The organism is Maricaulis sp. ABE4_448, assembly GCF_056160825.1.
Map to the genome: position 1 here is coordinate 515699 of NZ_JBSWXX010000001.1, position 17870 is coordinate 533568.

Below are 17870 nucleotides of genomic sequence, written 5' to 3' on the forward strand. Positions count from 1 at the left end.
CCGCCGAGCAAGGCTTGAACATCAACGAGGAGAAACGAGATGAAAACGAAATTCCTGACGCCCGCCCTGGCCTTGACAGTGCTGACGGGGCCTGTGGTGGCCCAGACCATCGAGGGTAATGTCGCCCTTACCACCAACTATGTTTTCCGCGGTATCTCCCAGACCGACAACGGTCCGGCAATCTCCGGCGGGTTTGACGTGTCAGACGAAAGCGGTCTGTACGCCGGTGTCTGGGGTTCGAGTGTCGACTTCTCCGACGATACGACCATGGAACTGGATCTCTACATCGGACAGAGCTGGGAGGCCGCAGGCTTCGGCTTTGACGTTGGTGGCATCTATTATCTCTATCCTGACAGCCCCGATGGTCAGAACTTTCTCGAGATCTACGGTGGACTGAGCCACGCGCTCGGTCCCCTCGAATGGGATGCCAGCCTGGCGTATTCGCCCGAATTCTACGGTGAGATCGGTCCCGGCTGGTACGTGTCGACTGGTGTCGCTCTGCCGATCAATGACACTGTTTCGATCGATGCGCGCATTGGTGCAAGCCGGTTCGACGACCTGTCCTCGGCGGATTACGAGGACTACCAGCTCGGGATCTCCGGTACGGTGTTCGAGAATATCGGCTGGGATCTGCGCTATTTCAGCGCTTCCGATGGCGGAGATGACGGTATTTTCGCGACCATCTCTCAATCCTTCGGCGGATGAGGCGGATGGCGGGCAGGCCTGTCCTGCCCGCAACCCTCTATAATCGGCTCAGCCAGGATCGGATCCCAATTCGATCCGCGTGATCCGCCCTTCGGGGCCAATCGCCCAGCCGGCCGTGCCGTCTGCCGCAAAGGCAATCGCGTGATGGCCTTCCAGCGCCTCCCAGGACACCCAGATCTCGCCGCTATTGCGGGAAACATCCGTGCCATTGGGGCCGGTCGCGATCAGAACATCGGGATGCCCCGGCACATGCGTGACAGCAGAGCGATAGCCAAGCGGCGCTTCCAGGGCGCCGTCCCAGCTGTTTCCGCCATCGTCGGACCAGGCGAAATTGCCGGTCCGGTCGGCCTCAGCGGAGAAATCTCCGCCGACAATGACGATGCGCTCGCCGGTGGCGTCGATGGAGAAGACGCCGGCACTGGGCTGCCCTGCAGCCAGCGGCGTATCGGTGACACCCCAGCTTTCTCCGAAGTCACAACTGCGCAGCATGCGTGCTGTGGCGCCACCGCCGGTGCCGATAAAGGCGCAGCCGGACGGCGTCAGGGTCATGGCGCTGTCGGATGCGGCAAAGCCGGCTTCGCCGTCCAGGGCTTCCGGCGCGTTCTCGACGGCCCGCCAGGTCTCGCCGCCATCGCCGGTCAACAGGATCAGGAAACGTCCATCGACCGGGTCGGAAAAGGCAATCCCGTAAAGATCGTTCCAGAAGTCCAGCCCGTCGAAAAAGGCTTCACCGGTCGGGTCCTCCCAGACCGTCTCGAAACTCGTGGCGCCGTCTTCGGTCAGATAGAGGCGCGCGGGTTGTCCGGCCGTGAAGAACAGGGCCCGGTCAGCGCTGAAAGCGTGAACCGAGCGCAGGTCCAGCCCTTCGGCACCCGGAATACGGGCCAGCGTCCAGTTCGTACCGCCATCGGTCGTGCGCAGGACCTGCCCGTCGGGGGCGCCGATCCAGGCCGTCTGTGCGTCGACCACTGAAAGGCCGCGCAAGCTGGCGCTGGTCCCGCTGTTCTGGGCAATCACCTGCGCATCCAGACGGGCCGGCGGCGGGCCGCCGGGTGAGCAGCCGCCCGCCGATAAGAGCGCAGTCGCTGCCAGGAATGGGCCGAGCGGTTTCACTCGCTGAGCCCCAGCAGCGTGGCGCTGTCACAATGCCAGCACGTGTCGGCACCGATCGGGCTGCCCGGCGGGATATCGGTGCTGGTCAGGCTGGGCGTTTCACCACGGTCGAACCGGTCAAGGCCGGCCTCGATCGCTCGGGCGAGCCAGAGACGATGTGCCGCGTCGGCGCCGCTATCGCGCCGGCCGGGGGCTTCGGCGGTCAGGGCTTCCAGACGCTGGCGGGCCAGTGCGGCAACGGCCGGCGAGCCCTGGGCGACCAGGTCGAGCAGCTGGTCGGCATACTCGGTCTGGATCGCGAAACGGACCGGCTGCAGGCGGCCGGCTTCCCCGCGCGGGGTCTGCATGAGCTGGGCTTCGATCCGGTCGAACAGGTCTGCCGGCGACATCTGACCGCTGTCGCGCGCGTGTTGATCGGCGAGGCGGGCCATGCGTCCCGGTGCCAGCATGGCGTCGAGGCTGATCCGCGCAGCGGCGCCGGCGGCGGCCGTGCGGCTGAAGGCCGGATATGCCGGGCTGTCGAACAGTTCGCGTGTTGCGGCCGCGTCATAGTCGGAGAAGGGGGACGGGGCCATCAGCGCCAGGGTGCGGTCGGATATGTCCAGCGTTTGCGGGTCGAGCGTCGCCAGAAGTGCATCCACTGCGCGGCGCTGGTCTGCGGCTGCGACCGGGCGCAGCCCGTTCTGGCTACCGCTGTTGAGTTCATAGTCGAACACCACGCCGCCGATTGCCTTTGCGGCCGCTTCGACCTGGTAGCGATGGTAGAGATAGATCGGCGAGAACACGTCGCGCAGCGAGCTGGCGGGCAGGCCTTCGGCGAGCACTTGCGGCCCGAAAGCCTCGAGCGCGGCCGCGCGGACGGCGAGGGTTTCCGTCAGGCTCTCCGCTGCATCGGCGCCATTGTCCCAGAGATTGGCCTGGGGGTGGGCGCTGTCATTGCCGCGGGCATGGCGGTCGGTGATGTAGAGCAGACCGTCGGCGCGGGCCTCGGTGAGGATGCGATCCAGCGCGGCGGCTTCGGTGGCGCCATCGCCGAATTCGCCATAGAGCCAGGTGATCGCCACCTTGTCCCATTCGCCGATGCCGGTGTCGTAAGCGTGTGAGGTGTCGATCTCGCCGGCATTGTCCAGCGTCACGAGCGGGGCCGGGTAATCCATCACCGAGGCCCGGTCCGAAACCGAGGCCGCGAAGTTGTGGGCAAGGCCGATCGTGTGGCCGACCTCGTGGGCGGAGAGCTGGCGGATGCGGGCCAGGGCGAGTTCGAGCGGATCGTCTGCAGCCCCGGAGCCGGTGCCGTCGGCGCCGAGCAGGCCTTCGAAGATCATCCGGTCCTGCCGCACGCGCTGGCTGCCCAGGATGACATGCCCCTTGATGATTTCGCCGGTCCGCGGATCGACGACCGATGCCCCATAGGACCAGCCGCGGGTCTGGCGGTGCACCCACTGGATGATGTTGTAGCGGATATCCAGCGGGTGGGCGCCTTCGGGCAGGAGCTCGACCCGGAAAGCGTCTTCATAGCCGGCAGCCTCGAAGGCCTCGGCCCACCAGGACGCGCCTTCGATGAGGGCGTCGCGGATCAGGGGCGGTGTGCCGCGGTCGAGATAGTAGACGATGGGTTCGACCACAGGGCCGCTTTCGGCGGTCGGGTCGACACGCTCCAGCCGGTGCCGGATCGCGTAGGACCGGCGGACCGGTTCGTCGAGCGGTGCGGCCATGTCGTAGAAGTCGAGCGTGATCGCGCCGGAGCGGTCATCCGCCACGCGGATTTCCTGGCCGGCCTCGGGCAGGGCCGAGAAGGAGTGGTGCACGGTCAGCGTCACCGATCGCGGATCGGGTGTGACGGCGCGGACTTCCGATCCCGGATCGCCGCCGGAGAGGGTCAGGAGGGCGTCGATCTCGACATTCAGCGGAAAGGCCAGCGCCTGGTCGGTCAGCGGCGCGCTGCGGTCATGGTCGATGGAGAAATTGCCCTGGCCGGTATCGGACAGCTGACCGGCCGTGCCGACCGGGTCGCGGGTCAGGAAGCCGGAGAGGTCGATCAGCACGCGCTCGCCATCCTCGGCGACGATATCGGTGCTCCAGATGACCGATCGCGCGAAGGATTGGCGGGTCGCGCGGGCTTCGTCGGGGCCGGCGCCGAGCGTGCGGTAGCCGGTGTTTTCGAACTCGGCGAAGACGCGGTCATTGACGCGGAAGAAGCGCAGGATCTCGGACGAGGTGCCCAGACCGCGGTCGAGACCGACCGGGTTGGAGCCGAGGCCGGATGTCAGGCGGGCGGTGTAGATCATGCGGCCCAGCGAGCCGTCTTCCTGTTCGGAGAACTCCGCCAGGATGCGGCCGTCAGCGGTATCGACATGCAGCGGGAAGAAGCCGTCGCGGCGCTCGAGGCCATCGGTCTCATCCGACCAGTCCTGGGCGAGGGCGGCCGGGGCCATGGCGAAGGCGAGCGCGCATCCGGCGGCGCGCCAAAGGCTAACGGTTTTCATGATCTTGAAGTCTCCTGATCCCCTGTTTGCCGCTCACGCTAGCGACTGGCCGGACACCTGTCACCATGACCGCACGCCGGGTCCGGCACGGATCAGTCTGCGGTGCCGCGGACATAGTCGCCGGACTTGCCGCCGCGCTTTTCCTCGAGCTGGAGGTCGGTGATGCGGATCGCCTTGTCGAGCGCCTTGGCCATGTCATAGAGCGTCAGCGCCGCCACAGAGGCGGCTGTCAGCGCCTCCATCTCGACACCGGTCTTACCGTCGGTCGCGACTTCGGCCCGGACCAGAAAGGCCTGCGCGTCATTGTCCGGTTCGATGGCGACGCGGGCGCGGGTGAGGGGCAGGGGATGGCAGAGCGGGATCAGGTCGGCGGTGCGCTTGGATGCCATGATGCCGGCCAGTTCGGCTGTCCGGATCGCGTCGCCCTTGGGGCCGGCCCCGTCGCGGATCGCCGTGAAGGCTGCCTGGTTCATGAGGACACGGGCCGAGGCGATGGCGAGACGTGCCGAGACGGGCTTGTTGCCGACATCGACCATGCGCACACGTCCGTCCTTGTCCTGATGGGTCAGTCCGCTCATCGCGCCCGTGCTCCTATGCGTCTTCGCTGGCCATCTGGTCGAGCCAGAAATCGGTGGCCCGGCGATCGGTATCTGCCGCATCGATCCAGTGGCTGCCGCTGTCTGTGTGCACGCGTTTCCAGAACGGCGCCTCGGTCTTGAGAAGGTCGATCATATAGCCGACCGCGTCGAGTGCGGCCAGGCGATGGGGGGCGGTGGCGCCGACGAAGACGATCGGCTCGCCCGGTATCATGCGGCCGACACGGTGGTGGATCACGGCCCGGTCCAGCTGCCAGCGCTCTGCGGCGGTCTGCGCGATCCGAGCGAGGGCCTGATCTGTGACGCCGGGATAGTGTTCCAGTTCAAGCGCGGTTAGCCCGTCTTCCTGGCGTACCTGGCCGAGAAAGCTGGCGACACCGCCGGCAGACAAATCCGCACCGGCCAGGCGCGCCAGCTCGGCAGCCGGATCGAGTGCGGTGTCCAATATGCCCGTGTCGATGATGCCTTCGTCGATGCGCGCCATCTCAGCCTCCCGTGAAGGGCGGGCAGAAGGCCAGTACATCACCGTCGGCCAGTGCGGCCGGGCGTGGCACGATGGCGTCGTTCAGGATCAGCCGGACTGAGGGGTGCGCCAGCGCTTCGGCGGCGGTATCGGTTTCGCGCAGGCGGGCGATCACGGCCTCGCTGTCGGCGGCGCCCTCCGGCAGGTCGAGCGTCTCGCCGGGGCGGCCCATCCGGTCGCGCAGGGCGGCGACATATCTGACGGTGATCTGCATGCGCGGTCAGCCTCCTGTGCGGGCCATGTTGCGGGCAACGGCCGGTGTTTTGCCGCGTGCAATCGAGAAATCATGAGCTTCCGGCTTGATCGCCATCGCGGTGTCGATCAGCCGGTCGACCGCATCGGGGCCGCCGGTGCGCAGGGCGCCGCGCAGGTCGAGATCGTCATCATGGCCCAGGCAGGTGTGCAGCGTGCCGGTGCAGGTCATGCGGATCCGGTTGCAGCCGGCACAGAAATTCGAAGTCAGGGGCGTGATGAAGCCGACCCGCCCGCCGGTCTCGGCAACGCGCACATAGCGGGCCGGACCGCCTGTGCTGTCGGGCAGATCGGTCAGCGTCCAGCGGGCTTCCAGACGGTCGCGGATCGCGGTGAGCGGCAGGAATTGGTCGGCGCGGTCCGATCCCACATCCCCGACCGGCATGACCTCGATCAGGGTGAGGTCGAAGCCCTGGTCATGGGCCCATTCGATCATCGCCGGAATTTCGTCCTCGTTTTCGCCCTTGAGGGCGACCGTGTTGATCTTGATGCCGATTCCGGCGCGTCGTGCGGCCTCGATCCCCCTGAGTGTACAGGCGATGTCGCCGCCCCGGGTGAGGCGCGCAAACCTGTCACGATCGCGTGTATCAAGTGATACATTGATGCGACACAGGTGCGACATAGCGAGCGCATTGGCGTGACGTTCCAGCTGCGTTGCGTTCGTTGTCAGGGTGAGTTCGTCGAGCCCGCCGCCGACGTGCTCGCCGAGATTCTCGATCAGCCGGACGACATCGCGCCGGACCAGCGGCTCGCCGCCGGTGATGCGGATTTTCCGGATGCCGCGGCGGATGAAGGTTTCCGCGACAATGGTGAGCTCTTCCAGCGTCAGAAGTTGGGATTTGGGCAGAAAGTCCGGCCGTTCCGCCATGCAGTAGACGCAGCGCAGGTCGCAGCGGTCGGTCACCGACAGACGCAGATACTCGATCCGGCGGCCGAAACGGTCGGTCAGCGTCTCGCTGGCGGGGATAAAGGCGGGGGTGCGGTCCAAATCCTGTGTCTTTCGCTCTGGCTTGAGTGTCCGGTCATGACCCTATCGGGTGCGCCGGCGATTGACGACCGGCCTCATGCCGTCCTCCGGCAAGTGTGATCGCGCCGAAGGATTTTCCGGCGCGCACCGCCATTCTCGCATGATCTGGTGTGACCGGGGATAAGTTTCAACGATTGTTCTTTGTGATCGCGGATTTGCCCAACCCTGTTGTGTTGCGCCGCAGCGTCGCCCGCCGGAGCGGGGAATAAATTTGCAGTTGATGTGCTGTTGCGTTTCTGACAAGGCATAAGCATCCCTTCAAATCGGGATATCGGGCAAAAAGTGCTAAAGGGTCGCGTGGTCGCCATCTTGTGCGGCGGCGGGGTCTGTGCTGCACTAGCGAATTCGTGACCAGATGAGGGGCATCGCTTGCTGAGATTTGTAGACATCGACCAGGCCTATCCGGAGAAGCGTTCCGAGGCGGAAAGACGGCATGATTTCGACGAGATCTACCGTCCGTTCGACCCTGTGAAGGCAAAGGACCAGGCGTCGCGGTGTTCGCAATGCGGCATTCCCTTCTGCCAGTCCGGCTGCCCGCTTCACAACAACATTCCCGACTGGCTGATGCTGGCGGGCGAGGGGCGGCTGGAAGAAGCCTACGAGATCTCCTCGGCGACCTCGACCATGCCGGAGATCTGCGGCCGCATCTGTCCCCAGGACCGCCTGTGCGAAGGCTCCTGCGTGGTGGAGAAGTCCGGCCATGGTGCCGTGACCATCGGCGCGGTCGAGCAATACATCACCGACACGGCCTGGAAAGAAGGCTGGGTGAAGCCGATCCGCCCCGGCGCGCCGCGGGGCGCGAGCGTCGGCATTGTCGGCTCCGGCCCGGCCGGGCTGGCCGCCGCGGAGAAGCTGCGCGAATGCGGCTATGAGGTCACGGTCTACGAACGCTCCGACCGCGCCGGCGGGCTTTTGATGTACGGCATTCCCGGCTTCAAACTGGACAAGGCCGTCGTGCAGCGCCGGCTCGACCGGCTGGCTGAAGCCGGCGTGGATATCCGTACCGGTTTCGAGGTCGGCCGCGATGCGACGCTGGCCGATCTGCGCAATGAGCATCACGCCGTCCTGCTGGCCACCGGCGTCTATGCCGCGCGGCAGCTGACCTGTCCGGGGGCGGGCGATGGTGTCATCGCGGCGCTGGATTATCTCACCCGCTCCAATCGCAATGATCTGGGCGATGCGCCGGACAGCGGCGACCAGCTGTCGGCAAAGGGCAAGCGCGTCGTGGTGATCGGCGGCGGTGACACGGCGATGGACTGCGTGCGCACAGCCGTGCGCCAGGGGGCCGCCTCCGTGACCTGTCTTTACCGCCGCGACCGCGAGAACATGCCGGGCTCGGCCCGCGAGGTGAAACATGCCGAGGAAGAGGGTGTCGTGTTCGAATGGCTGTCCTCGCCGCTGGCCGTGCTGACCAAGGGCGAGGCCATCACCGCGGTGCGCGTACAGGGCATGCGCCTGGGCGCGCCGGACGTGTCCGGCCGCCGTGCACCGGAGCCGGAACCGGGCCGCACCTTCGATGTCGGCGCCGACATGGTGATCTCGGCCCTGGGCTTTTCGCCGGAAGACATTCCGGCGCTGTTCGAGGCGCCGGATCTGGAAACGCACCGGGATGGCCGGATCGATGGCGATATGGCCACCAAGATGACCAGCCTGGACGGTGTTTTCGTCGCCGGCGACCTGCATCGCGGCGCCTCACTGGTCGTCTGGGCGATCCGCGACGGCATGGATGCCGCCCGCTCGATCGAGAGCTATCTGTCGAACCGCCTTCAGGTTCTGGGAGCTGCCGAATGACACACCAAAGCTGGAATGAGGCCCGCACGCGGGCCGGCTTGTCCCTGCTTGAAAGCACGGGTCTGTGGCGTCCGGAAGACGAGCGCGATGCCTGCGGCGTCGGCCTGATCGCCGACATGCAGGGCCGTGCCCGCCGCGACATTGTGGAACTGGCCATCGACGCCCTCAAAGCGGTCTGGCACCGCGGCGCGGTCGATGCCGACGGTCTGACCGGCGACGGGGCCGGTCTGCGTGTCGGCGTGCCCCAGGACTTCTTCAAGGCAGCCGTCGCCCGTACCGGTCACGAGCCGGAGCGCGGCGATGTCATCGTCGGCATGGTCTTCCTGCCGCGCACCGATTTTGCCGCCCGCGAACGCGCCCGCGCGATCATCGAGGCGGAAATCCTGCGCGAGGGGTTTGCCTTCTATGGCTGGCGCCAGCCGCCGGTCGACACCTCCGTGCTGGGCGACAAGGCGCGCGCCACCCTGCCGGAAATCGAACAGGTCCTGTTCCGCGATCCGCGGGGCCGCGACATCGATACGGTCGAGCGCATGCTCTACATCGTGCGCCGGCGCATCGAGCGGCGCGCGCGCGAGGAGAATCTGCGCGACCTCTATGTCTGCTCCCTGTCCTCGCGCGACGTAATCTACAAGGGCCTGTTCCGCGCCCAGGACATTGACGGTTTCTTCCACGATCTGCGGCACCGCGACTTCATCTCGCCCTTCGCCATTTTCCACCAGCGCTATTCCACCAACACCTTCCCGGAATGGCGCCTGGCCCAGCCCTTCCGCATGCTGGCGCACAATGGCGAGATCAACACGATCCGCGGCAATACCAACTGGATGAAGAGCCACGAGATCCACATCGCCGAGACCGCCTTCCCGGGCGAGGAGCGCGATGTGCGGCCGGTGATCCAGCCGGGCGCGTCGGACAGCGCCGCGCTCGACCAGGCCTTCGAGATCCTGGTGCGGGCCGGACGCTCGGCGCCGATGACCAAGACCATCCTCATCCCCGAGGCCTGGTCCAAGCGGGCCGATGTGATGCCGGAAGGCTGGGCGCGCATGTATGAATACTGCAATGCCGTGATGGAGCCCTGGGACGGGCCGGCAGCGATCGCGGCCTTTGACGGGCGCTGGGCCATCGCCGGCATGGACCGCAACGGGCTGCGTCCGATGCGTTATGCGACGACCGAGGACGGTGTGCTGGTGGCCGGGTCGGAGACCGGCATGGCGCCGATCGACCAGTCGAAAGTTGTCGAGCGCGGCTCGATCACGCCGGGCCGGCTGATCGCGCTGGATATCGAGAACGGCCGCTTCTATCGCGAGCAGGAAATCCTCGACGAGCTGAGCGAACAGCATCCCTATTCGCGCTGGCTGGGCGAGATGGAAGACATCGAACCGGTGGTCGGCCCGGGTGCCGAAACACAGGCCTATAGCGATGACGAGCGCACGCGGCGCCAGGCGGCTGCCGGCTTCTCCTTCGAGGGGATCGAGCTGGTGCTGAACGCCATGGCCGAGGACGGCAAGGAAGCCGTTGGCTCGATGGGCGATGATGCGCCGCTGGCCGTGCTGTCGGAAAACTACCGGCCGCTCTCGCATTTCTTCCGGCAGAATTTCTCCCAGGTCACCAACCCGCCGATCGACCCGCTGCGAGAAGGCCGGGTGATGGGGCTGAAGACCCGCTTCCGCAATCTCGGCAATATCCTCGCCCAGGGCGAGGCGCGCGCCAGCGTGCTGGTGCTCGACAGTCCGATCCTGACCAATGGCGCCTATGAGCGTTGGCGCGAGCATATGGGCGGGGCGGTCAAGGAGATCGACTGCCTGCTGCCGGTCGAGGGGGCGACGGGCAATGGCCAGACGCTGCGCAAGGCGCTGGACGGTGTGATCGCCGAAGCGGTCGCCGCTGTGCGCGATGGCGCGGCGCATCTGGTGCTGACCGATCACCGCCAGGACGACAAACGCGCGGCGCTGCCGATGATCCTGGTGGCCGGCGCGGTGCATTCCACGCTGACCCGCGAGGGGCTGCGCAATTTCTGTTCGATCAATGTGCGCTCGGCGGAGTGTTTCGACTCCCATTATGCCGCCGTTCTGGTCGGCCTCGGTGCAACGACGGTGAACCCCTATCTCGCCTTCGACACGGTTACCGCGGGACGTGAGACCGTGGGCGGCGACCCCTGGGCCCAGGGCCGGGCGCGCCGGCTGAAGGATGCGCTGGATGGCGGCCTTCTGAAAATCCTGTCCAAGATGGGTATCTCGATCATCTCCTCTTATCGCGGGGGCTGTAATTTCGAGGTGCTGGGCCTGTCGCGCGCCCTGGTGGAAGCCTATCTGCCGGGCGTGGTCAGCCGGATTTCCGGCATCGGCCTGCCGGGTCTGGAAGTGCGCACGGTCGACCTGCACCGCAAGGCCTGGGCGGGCGCGGCGCGCCTGCCGATCGGCGGCTTCTACCGCCAGCGGGCCTCCGGCGACCGGCACGCCCTGTCGGCGCGCGTGATCACCGAGCTGCAGACCGCCGTGAAGGAAAACGACGTCTCGGCCTGGGGCCGTTATCGCGAAGCGGTTACCGCCCAGGGGCCGATCCATCTGCGCGATCTGATCGACATGCGTCCGCTGGGGCCGGGCATCGGGCTCGACCGGGTGGAATCGATCAATGGCATCCGCCGGCGTTTCGTAACGCCGGGCATGTCGCTGGGCGCCCTTTCGCCGGAAGCGCATGGCGCGCTGAACGTCGCCATGAACCGGATCGGCGCCAAGTCGGTGTCCGGCGAGGGCGGCGAGGACCCGGTCCGCTACAAGCCGATGCCCAATGGCGACAACATGAATTCGGCGGTCAAGCAGATTGCTTCGGGCCGTTTCGGTGTGACCGCGGAATATCTCAACCAGTGCCGCGAGTTCGAGATCAAGGTCGCCCAGGGCGCCAAGCCCGGCGAGGGCGGGCAATTGCCCGGCTTCAAGGTGACCGAATTTATCGCCCGTATGCGGCACGCGACGCCGGGCGTCAGCCTGATCTCGCCGCCGCCGCACCATGATATCTATTCCATCGAGGACCTGGCGCAGCTGATCTATGATCTCAAGCAGATCAATCCGAAGGCGCGCGTCGGTGTGAAACTGGTGGCGGCCGCCGGTGTCGGCGCCGTCGCGGCGGGTGTCGCCAAGGCGAATGCCGATATCATCAACATCTCCGGCTCGGTCGGCGGGACCGGCGCTGCAGCGCTGACCTCGATCAAGTTTGCCGGCGGACCGCTGGAACTGGGTCTCGCCGAGGCCCACCAGATGCTGTCGCTGAACGGGCTGCGCGAACGCGTCACCCTGCGCGCCGATGGCGGGATCCGCACCGGCCGCGATGTGGTGATCGCTGCCATGCTCGGCGCCGAGGAATTCGGCATCGGCACGGCCTCGCTGCTGGCGCTGGGCTGTCTGATGGTGCGCCAGTGCCATTCCAATACCTGCCCGGTCGGGGTGTGCACCCAGGACGAGGATCTGCGCGCCCGCTTCGGCGGCTTCCCGGATCATGTGGTCAATCTGATGACCTTCCTGGCGCAGGATGTGCGCGAGACCCTGTCGGGTCTCGGCGCGGCCTCGCTGGAAGACGTGATCGGACGCTCGGACCTGCTCGCCCAGGTCTCGCGCGGCTCGGAATCGCTGGACGATCTCGACCTGTCGCTGATCATGTCGCGCGCCGACGCGGTGGAGCGGCCTGCCCGCTCGACCCGCAGCCAGCGCAATGAAGTCACGCCCAGCCTGGACGAGCAGATCATCACCGATGCCGCCCCGGCCTTCGACCGCGGCGAGAAGATGCAGCTGGATTACGGGGTGAAAAACACCGACCGCACGGTGGGTACGCGCACCTCCTCGGAGATTGTCACGCGCTTCGGTCCGGACGGGCTGGGCGAGGACCATCTCACCCTGCGCCTGCGCGGTTCGGCCGGCCAGTCGCTGGGGGCGTTCGCAGCCCGCGGCTTGCGCATCGAGCTCGACGGCGATGCCAATGACTATGTCGGCAAGGGCCTGTCCGGCGCGACCCTGATCGTGCGGCCCTATGGCGGATCCAGCCCGGCCAACGAGGCCCACGCCATCATCGGCAATACCTGTCTTTACGGTGCCACCTCCGGCCGCCTGTTCGCGGCGGGCCGGGCCGGTCAGCGCTTTGCCGTGCGCAATTCCGGCGCCGAGACTGTGGTCGAGGGCTGCGGCACAAACGGCTGCGAATACATGACCGGCGGCACGGCTGTGATCCTCGGTCCGGTGGGCGATAATTTCGCGGCCGGCATGACCGGCGGCGATGCTTTCGTCTATGATCCCGACCGGCGGCTCGATGCCCGGCTCAACCCGGAAACCGTGCTGGCCTTCGATCTGGAGGGCGAGGCCGAGCAGCGCTGCCTTGCGCTGATCGAGACCCATGCCAAGGCCACCGGATCGGTCGTGGCGGCGCGTCTGCTGGCCGCCTGGCAGGCCGAGCGCGGCTATTTCGTGCACCTGCGCGGCGAGGAAGTGGTCAAGCGGGAACGTGTCCGCCTGACCCCGGCCAATGAGAGCCGCTCGGCCTGACGAAAAACCTGTATTGCGGTGCAGCGAAGGCATTGGTTCCCGCCCGGGAACAGCGTAAGAGGTCGCCAGTTTTTCTCGTGGCCTCGCGCTCCGGCTTGCCGGCGTGCCCGTCTGGCCCCGATCGACCGGCCGTAAGGAGCATGCGATGCGGATCGACAAAATCTCTGCAGGTGAAAACCCGCCCGAGGACATCAACGTCATCATCGAAGTCCCGGTGGGCGGCCAGCCCGTCAAATACGAGATGGACAAGGACGCCGGTACGCTCTTCGTCGACCGCTACCTGCACACGCCGATGAGCTATCCGTGCAATTATGGCTTCATGCCGCACACCCTGTCCGAAGACGGCGACCCGATCGACGTGATGATCATCGGTCACACCACGCTGGTGCCGGGCTGCGTCGTGCGCGCCCGTCCGATCGGCGTCCTGATGATGGAAGACGAGAGCGGTCTGGACGAGAAGATCCTGTGCGTGCCGCACCACAAGCTGTCGCCGCTCTATGACGACATCAAGGAATACGGTGATGTCGCCCAGCCGCAGTTGATGCGCATCAAGCACTTCTTCGAGCACTACAAGGATCTCGAGCCCAACAAGTGGGTGAAGGTCACCGGCTGGGGCGACGCCGCCAAGGCCCGCCAGCTGATCCTCGAGTCGATCGAACGCGCCGGTCCGGACGCCTAGGTAAAACTCGATACTGACAGTCAAAAGCCCCGGTCGATTGGCCGGGGCTTTTTTGTTTCCTCCCCATTTCATGGGGAGGGGGACCCGCGAAGCGGGGGAGGGGCCGCCGCGGTACGCGGCGGAATGTTCGTTCGCGCCAGGCGCCTCTATTTTCCGGCGCTTCGCGCCGCCCCTTCGACCCCTCCTTCGCCAAGGCTACGGAGGGCCCACTTCCCCACTGACGTGGGGAAGAAAACCTCACAGCCGCCGCCGGAAATCCCGCAAAACCTCCCGCGCGGCGTTGTGGCCGGGGGCGCCGGTGACGCCGCCGCCGGGGTGGGTGCCGGAGCCGCACTGGTAGAGGCCCTTCACCGGGCTGCGATGGTCGGCATGACCCAGCACGGGACGGGCGGAGAAGAGCTGGTCGAGGCTCAGCGCGCCGTGGAAGATGTCGCCGCCGACCAGGCCGAATGTGCGCTCCAGATCCTTCGGTGACAGGACTTGCCGGCCTATGACGAGATCGGAAAAGCCCGGCGCCCAGCGCTCGACCGTGGCGATCATGTGATCGGCGACCGCGTCGCGGCAATCGTCCCAGTCGCGCCCGCCGGGCAGGACGGGGGCGACGTGTTGGCAGAACAGGCTGGCGACATGCTGTCCCGGCGGGGCGAGCGTGTCGTCGAGCGTCGAGGGGATCAGCATCTCGATCACCGGTTCGCGCGACCAGCCCTCGCGCCGGGCATCGCTCCAGGCGCGGTCCATATAGTCCAGGCTGGGGGCGATGATGATGCCGGCGGTGAGATGATCGCCCGGTTCGGGCCGGGCGGTGAAACGCGGCAGGTCCTTCAGCGCGAGATTCATCCGGAAGGTGCCGGACCCGCAGCGATAATGGGCGATGCGCTCGCGGAAATCGGCGGGCAGCTGGGCCGCGTCGACCATGGTGCCGCCGAACAGGAGTTTCGGGTTGAGATTGGAAACGACGGCGCGGGCGCGGATCGTCTCGCCGCTGTCCAGCACCACGCCTTGCGCCCGGCCCTTTTCGGCGATCACTTCGCGCACGGCGGCGCCGGTGCGCAGTACGACACCGCACTCGCGGCAGCAGGCGGCCATGGCCTGGGTGATGGCGCCCATACCGCCGATCGCATGGCCCCAGGCGCCCTTCTTGCCATTCACCTCGCCGAACAGATGATGCAGCAGCACATAGGCGCTGCCCGGCGTGTAGGGGCTGGCGAAATTGCCGACAATGCCGTCAAAGCCGAACAATGCCTTGATCGGTGCGCTCTCGAACCAGCCGTCCAGCCAGTCGCCGGCGGATTTGGAAAAAAGGTCCAGCAGGTCGCGCTTGGCGGTCATCGACAGCCCGCCCAGCCGGCCGCCCAGTCCCAGCGCCTTGAACAGGTCGGGCAGGGCGCCGGTCAGGCTGCCCTCGCGCAGATTGGGCGGGGTTTCCAGCACGAGCTGGCGCAGCGTGTCGGCGATGGTCTCCAGACGCGCTTCATATTCGCCAAGGCGGGCCGCGTCGCGGGCGGAGAATTTGGCGACCTCGTCATGCGTCAGGCCCGGCCCGGCGAGGAGATAGCCGTCTTCCAGCGGCAGGAAATTGCCGACCTTGCGCTCGACGATCCTGAGGCCGTGCCGGTGCAGGTCGAGATCGGCGATCACTTTCGGATTGAGCAGGGAGACGGTGTAGGCGGCGACGGAATTGCGGAAACCGGGATGGAATTCCTCGGTGACCGCAGCCCCGCCCAGCACGTCGCGCCGTTCCAGCACTGTCACTTTCAGACCGGCCGCAGCCAGATAGGCGGCGCAGACGAGGCCGTTATGGCCGCCGCCGATCATCACGATATCGGTGTCCGGCGTGGTCCGGGCGGCGGGCTTTGGCTGGGTATTCATGGGCGGCGAGTTTCCACGCTGCCGCGAAAAGCGCAATCCCGCGCGAAGGTTGTGGCGTCAGGCAAAGGCGCCGGCGACATCGCGCGCCAGCACGAGGGCGCGGCCGCGGGCGACCAGAGTGCCGTCCTGCGTGCGGCAGGTGGTTGCGAGGTCGACGAGGTGCTTGTCCGGCCGCAGGCGGGTGATCTCGATCATTGCGGTCACGGGCGCGTCCAGCGGCGCATCGGCAAGGAATTCGGTTTCCTGCTTGAGATAGTTCGTGCCCTGGCCGGGCAGGTCGACGCCCAGCAGATAGGAGAACATCCCGTTGATCAGCGCTTCGGGCACGCTCTCACCGCTGTCGGGCGCGCCCGTGAGACGCTGCAGGGCATCGATATCGGCGCGGGTGAAGAAGCGGGTGGTCTGTGCGCTCTGGCCTTCGCTCAGCGGCATGGGGCCACCTCCGTTTCGCCGCGGCAGGTCACTTCGCCATCGGCCAGCCGGGTCACGGTGAGGGCGAGCGTGATCCGGTCCGCGGTCTCGGCTGTCGTCTCGGCTTCAAAGCGCAGGGCTTCACCGGCGGGCGAGGGGGAGGGATACATGGTCGCCTGGCGGATCTGCCGCCCGCCCGGCACGATCTCCTCGACCAGGCCGCGCAGCACCGAACACAGGAGCGCGCCATGCGCGACGGTGCGGCCGAACCGGGTGCGGGCGGAGAAGTCCGGGTCGACATGGATCGGATTATCGTCGCCGGAGAGGGCGGCGAAAGCGTCGAAATCGGCCTGGGTGAAGGTCTTCTCAAGCGTCGCGCGGCAGCTCATGTGAGGGCCTCGGGCACGGGCAGGAGATGTTTCTGGACCTTGCCGGCAGCGGTGCGGGGCAGATCGTCGGTGAAGCGGAAATGACGCGGCACCTTGTAGGCGGCCAGCCGTTCGCGGCACCAGTCCGACAGGGCTTTGGCGTCGGCGCTCTGGCCTTGGCGCAGGATGATATGGGCACAGCCGACCTCGCCCCACTTCTCGTCCGGCGCGCCGGCGACGGCGGCTTCCTGGACGGCCGGGTGGAGGCAGAGCACGTTCTCGACCTCGGCCGGATACACATTCTCGCCGCCGGAGATGTACATCTCCTTGATCCGGCCGGCGACATAGCAATAGCCCTCATCGTCGAAACGGCCGAGATCGCCGCTCTTCAGCCAGCCATCGGGCGTGAACAGGGCGGCGGTTTCCTCCGGGCGCTGCCAGTAGCCCGGGGTGAGGCCGGGGCCGAAGAACTGGATCTCGCCGGTCTCGCCGGGCGGCAGGGCGCGGCCGTCCGGTCCGGCGATGCGGGCCTCGACCAGCACCTGGGCCTTGCCGACCGAGCCGATCTTGCGCAGGGCGTTGGCCTCGTCGGAGAGAAAGGCGGTGGGCCCGGTCTCGGTCATGCCGAACCCGTTGCACACCAGCGCCCCCTTGCGCGCCATCGTCTCGACCAGCACGTCCGGTAAAGGCGCGCCGCCGCAGGACCAGTGGCGCAGCCGCGTCAGCTCGGTGGTCTCGAAGTCGGGATGCAGGGTCAGTTCGCGATAGACCGCCGGCACACCGATGAAGACATCCAGCTCGCCGGCATCGATCAGGGTCAGCGTTGCGGCCGGGTCGAAGCCGGGCAGGATGTGCACCTTGCCGCCGTTTATCAGCACCGGGAGGGTGTGAAGATTGATGCCGGCGGTGTGAAAGAGCGGCAGGAAGTTCAGTGTTGCATCGCCCGGACGCAGGCCGATCGCCTGGCCGATATTGATCGCGTTCACCAGGGCCATGCGATAGGTCTGGATCACGCCCTTGGGCCGGCCCGTCGTGCCGGACGTGTAGATCAGATACCAAGGCTGCTCGCCCGGCCAGGCCGTGCGGCCGGCATGGGGCTCCAGCGCATCGCGGCGCCCGGCATAAGCGGTTTCCAGATCGAGGCTGGCGAGGCTGTGCGTGCGGGCCAGGGCGGCGGCGGTCTCGCGATCCTCGGCGCCGGTGATGATGAGTTTGGGCGTGCAATCCTCGACCAGCCCGTCCAGCTCGCTGGCCGGCATGCGCCAGTTCAGCGGCACCAGGATGGCACCCAGCTTGGCGCAGGCGAACAGCAACTCGAAAAACTCGACCCGGTTGCGGCACAGGATGGCGACCCGGTCGCCCGCATCGATCCCTTCTGCGGCCAGCAGGCTGGCGGCACAGGCGCTGCGCCGCTCCAGGTCCGCATAGCTGAGCGTCTCGCCGGTTTCCACGATGTGGAAGGCGGTCGCGTCAGGGGCCAGCGCGGCGCGGCGCGCCGTGATATCGGTCAGTATGTCCATGCCA

The 17870-nt window shown here is 66.9% G+C and carries 14 protein-coding genes; 4 read left to right on the forward strand and 10 right to left on the reverse strand.

Annotation, left to right across the window (positions count from 1 at the left end; genetic code table 11):
• Positions 1–39: 39 nt before the first annotated feature.
• On the forward strand, positions 40–705 hold the full coding sequence (locus ACXAJV_RS02565; protein ID WP_475081571.1) for a TorF family putative porin: 666 nt from the start codon (positions 40–42) through the stop codon (positions 703–705).
• Between the two features lie 48 nt (positions 706–753).
• Here ACXAJV_RS02565 and ACXAJV_RS02570 read toward each other — a convergent pair whose 3' ends face one another.
• From ACXAJV_RS02570 to moaA, 6 genes are all read right to left on the reverse strand, one after another.
• Positions 754–1818, reverse strand: a complete 1065-nt coding sequence (locus tag ACXAJV_RS02570; RefSeq protein ID WP_475081573.1) for a WD40/YVTN/BNR-like repeat-containing protein — start codon at positions 1816–1818, stop codon at positions 754–756.
• Entirely contained in the window at positions 1815–4304 is a 2490-nt protein-coding gene (locus ACXAJV_RS02575) for a zinc-dependent metalloprotease (protein ID WP_475081575.1), read from the reverse strand. Before ACXAJV_RS02575 ends, ACXAJV_RS02570 begins: the two co-directional genes overlap by 4 nt.
• A 92-nt stretch (positions 4305–4396) precedes the next feature.
• Positions 4397–4882, reverse strand: a complete 486-nt coding sequence (moaC, locus tag ACXAJV_RS02580; RefSeq protein ID WP_475081578.1) for a cyclic pyranopterin monophosphate synthase MoaC — start codon at positions 4880–4882, stop codon at positions 4397–4399.
• A gap of 13 nt (positions 4883–4895) precedes the next feature.
• The gene (locus ACXAJV_RS02585; RefSeq protein WP_475081580.1) at positions 4896–5384 is read right to left on the reverse strand and encodes a molybdenum cofactor biosynthesis protein MoaE; all 489 of its coding nucleotides are present in this window, start codon (positions 5382–5384) and stop codon (positions 4896–4898) included.
• Between the two features lies 1 nt (position 5385).
• Positions 5386–5637: a MoaD/ThiS family protein gene (locus ACXAJV_RS02590; protein WP_475081583.1), complete on the reverse strand. Its 252-nt coding sequence runs from the start codon at positions 5635–5637 to the stop codon at positions 5386–5388.
• A gap of 6 nt (positions 5638–5643) precedes the next feature.
• Positions 5644–6663: a GTP 3',8-cyclase MoaA gene (moaA, locus tag ACXAJV_RS02595; RefSeq protein WP_475081586.1), complete on the reverse strand. Its 1020-nt coding sequence runs from the start codon at positions 6661–6663 to the stop codon at positions 5644–5646.
• 408 nt (positions 6664–7071) lie between these two features.
• Here moaA and ACXAJV_RS02600 point away from each other — a divergent pair, with 408 nt between their 5' ends.
• The 3 genes from ACXAJV_RS02600 to ppa all read left to right on the forward strand — a co-directional run bounded on the left by ACXAJV_RS02600 (position 7072) and on the right by ppa (position 13698).
• Positions 7072–8493 carry an NAD(P)-dependent oxidoreductase gene (locus ACXAJV_RS02600; protein WP_475081588.1) on the forward strand — a complete coding sequence of 474 codons (1422 nt, stop codon included), beginning with the start codon at positions 7072–7074 and terminating at the stop codon, positions 8491–8493.
• A complete protein-coding gene (gene gltB / locus ACXAJV_RS02605) occupies positions 8490–13019 on the forward strand; it encodes a glutamate synthase large subunit (protein WP_475081591.1) in 4530 nt (1509 codons plus the stop codon). Before ACXAJV_RS02600 ends, gltB begins: the two co-directional genes overlap by 4 nt.
• 145 nt (positions 13020–13164) lie before the next feature.
• Positions 13165–13698 (forward strand): inorganic diphosphatase, encoded by a 534-nt coding sequence (ppa, locus tag ACXAJV_RS02610; protein WP_475081594.1) that lies wholly within the window; start codon positions 13165–13167, stop codon positions 13696–13698.
• A gap of 237 nt (positions 13699–13935) precedes the next feature.
• Here the strand turns inward: ppa and ACXAJV_RS02615 are convergent, their stop codons facing one another.
• From ACXAJV_RS02615 to ACXAJV_RS02630, 4 genes are read right to left on the reverse strand one after another with little or no spacing between them, the layout of a single operon-like run.
• Positions 13936–15567 (reverse strand): phytoene desaturase family protein, encoded by a 1632-nt coding sequence (locus tag ACXAJV_RS02615; protein ID WP_475081597.1) that lies wholly within the window; start codon positions 15565–15567, stop codon positions 13936–13938.
• A gap of 57 nt (positions 15568–15624) precedes the next feature.
• The gene (locus tag ACXAJV_RS02620) at positions 15625–15999 is read right to left on the reverse strand and encodes a hotdog family protein (RefSeq protein ID WP_475081600.1); all 375 of its coding nucleotides are present in this window, start codon (positions 15997–15999) and stop codon (positions 15625–15627) included.
• On the reverse strand, positions 15990–16367 hold the full coding sequence (locus ACXAJV_RS02625; protein ID WP_475081603.1) for a MaoC/PaaZ C-terminal domain-containing protein: 378 nt from the start codon (positions 16365–16367) through the stop codon (positions 15990–15992). The genes ACXAJV_RS02620 and ACXAJV_RS02625 overlap by 10 nt, the downstream gene beginning before the upstream one ends.
• Complete coding sequence (locus ACXAJV_RS02630; RefSeq protein WP_475081605.1) at positions 16364–17866, reverse strand: AMP-binding protein; 1503 nt, start codon at positions 17864–17866, stop codon at positions 16364–16366. Before ACXAJV_RS02630 ends, ACXAJV_RS02625 begins: the two co-directional genes overlap by 4 nt.
• Positions 17867–17870 lie beyond the last annotated feature (4 nt).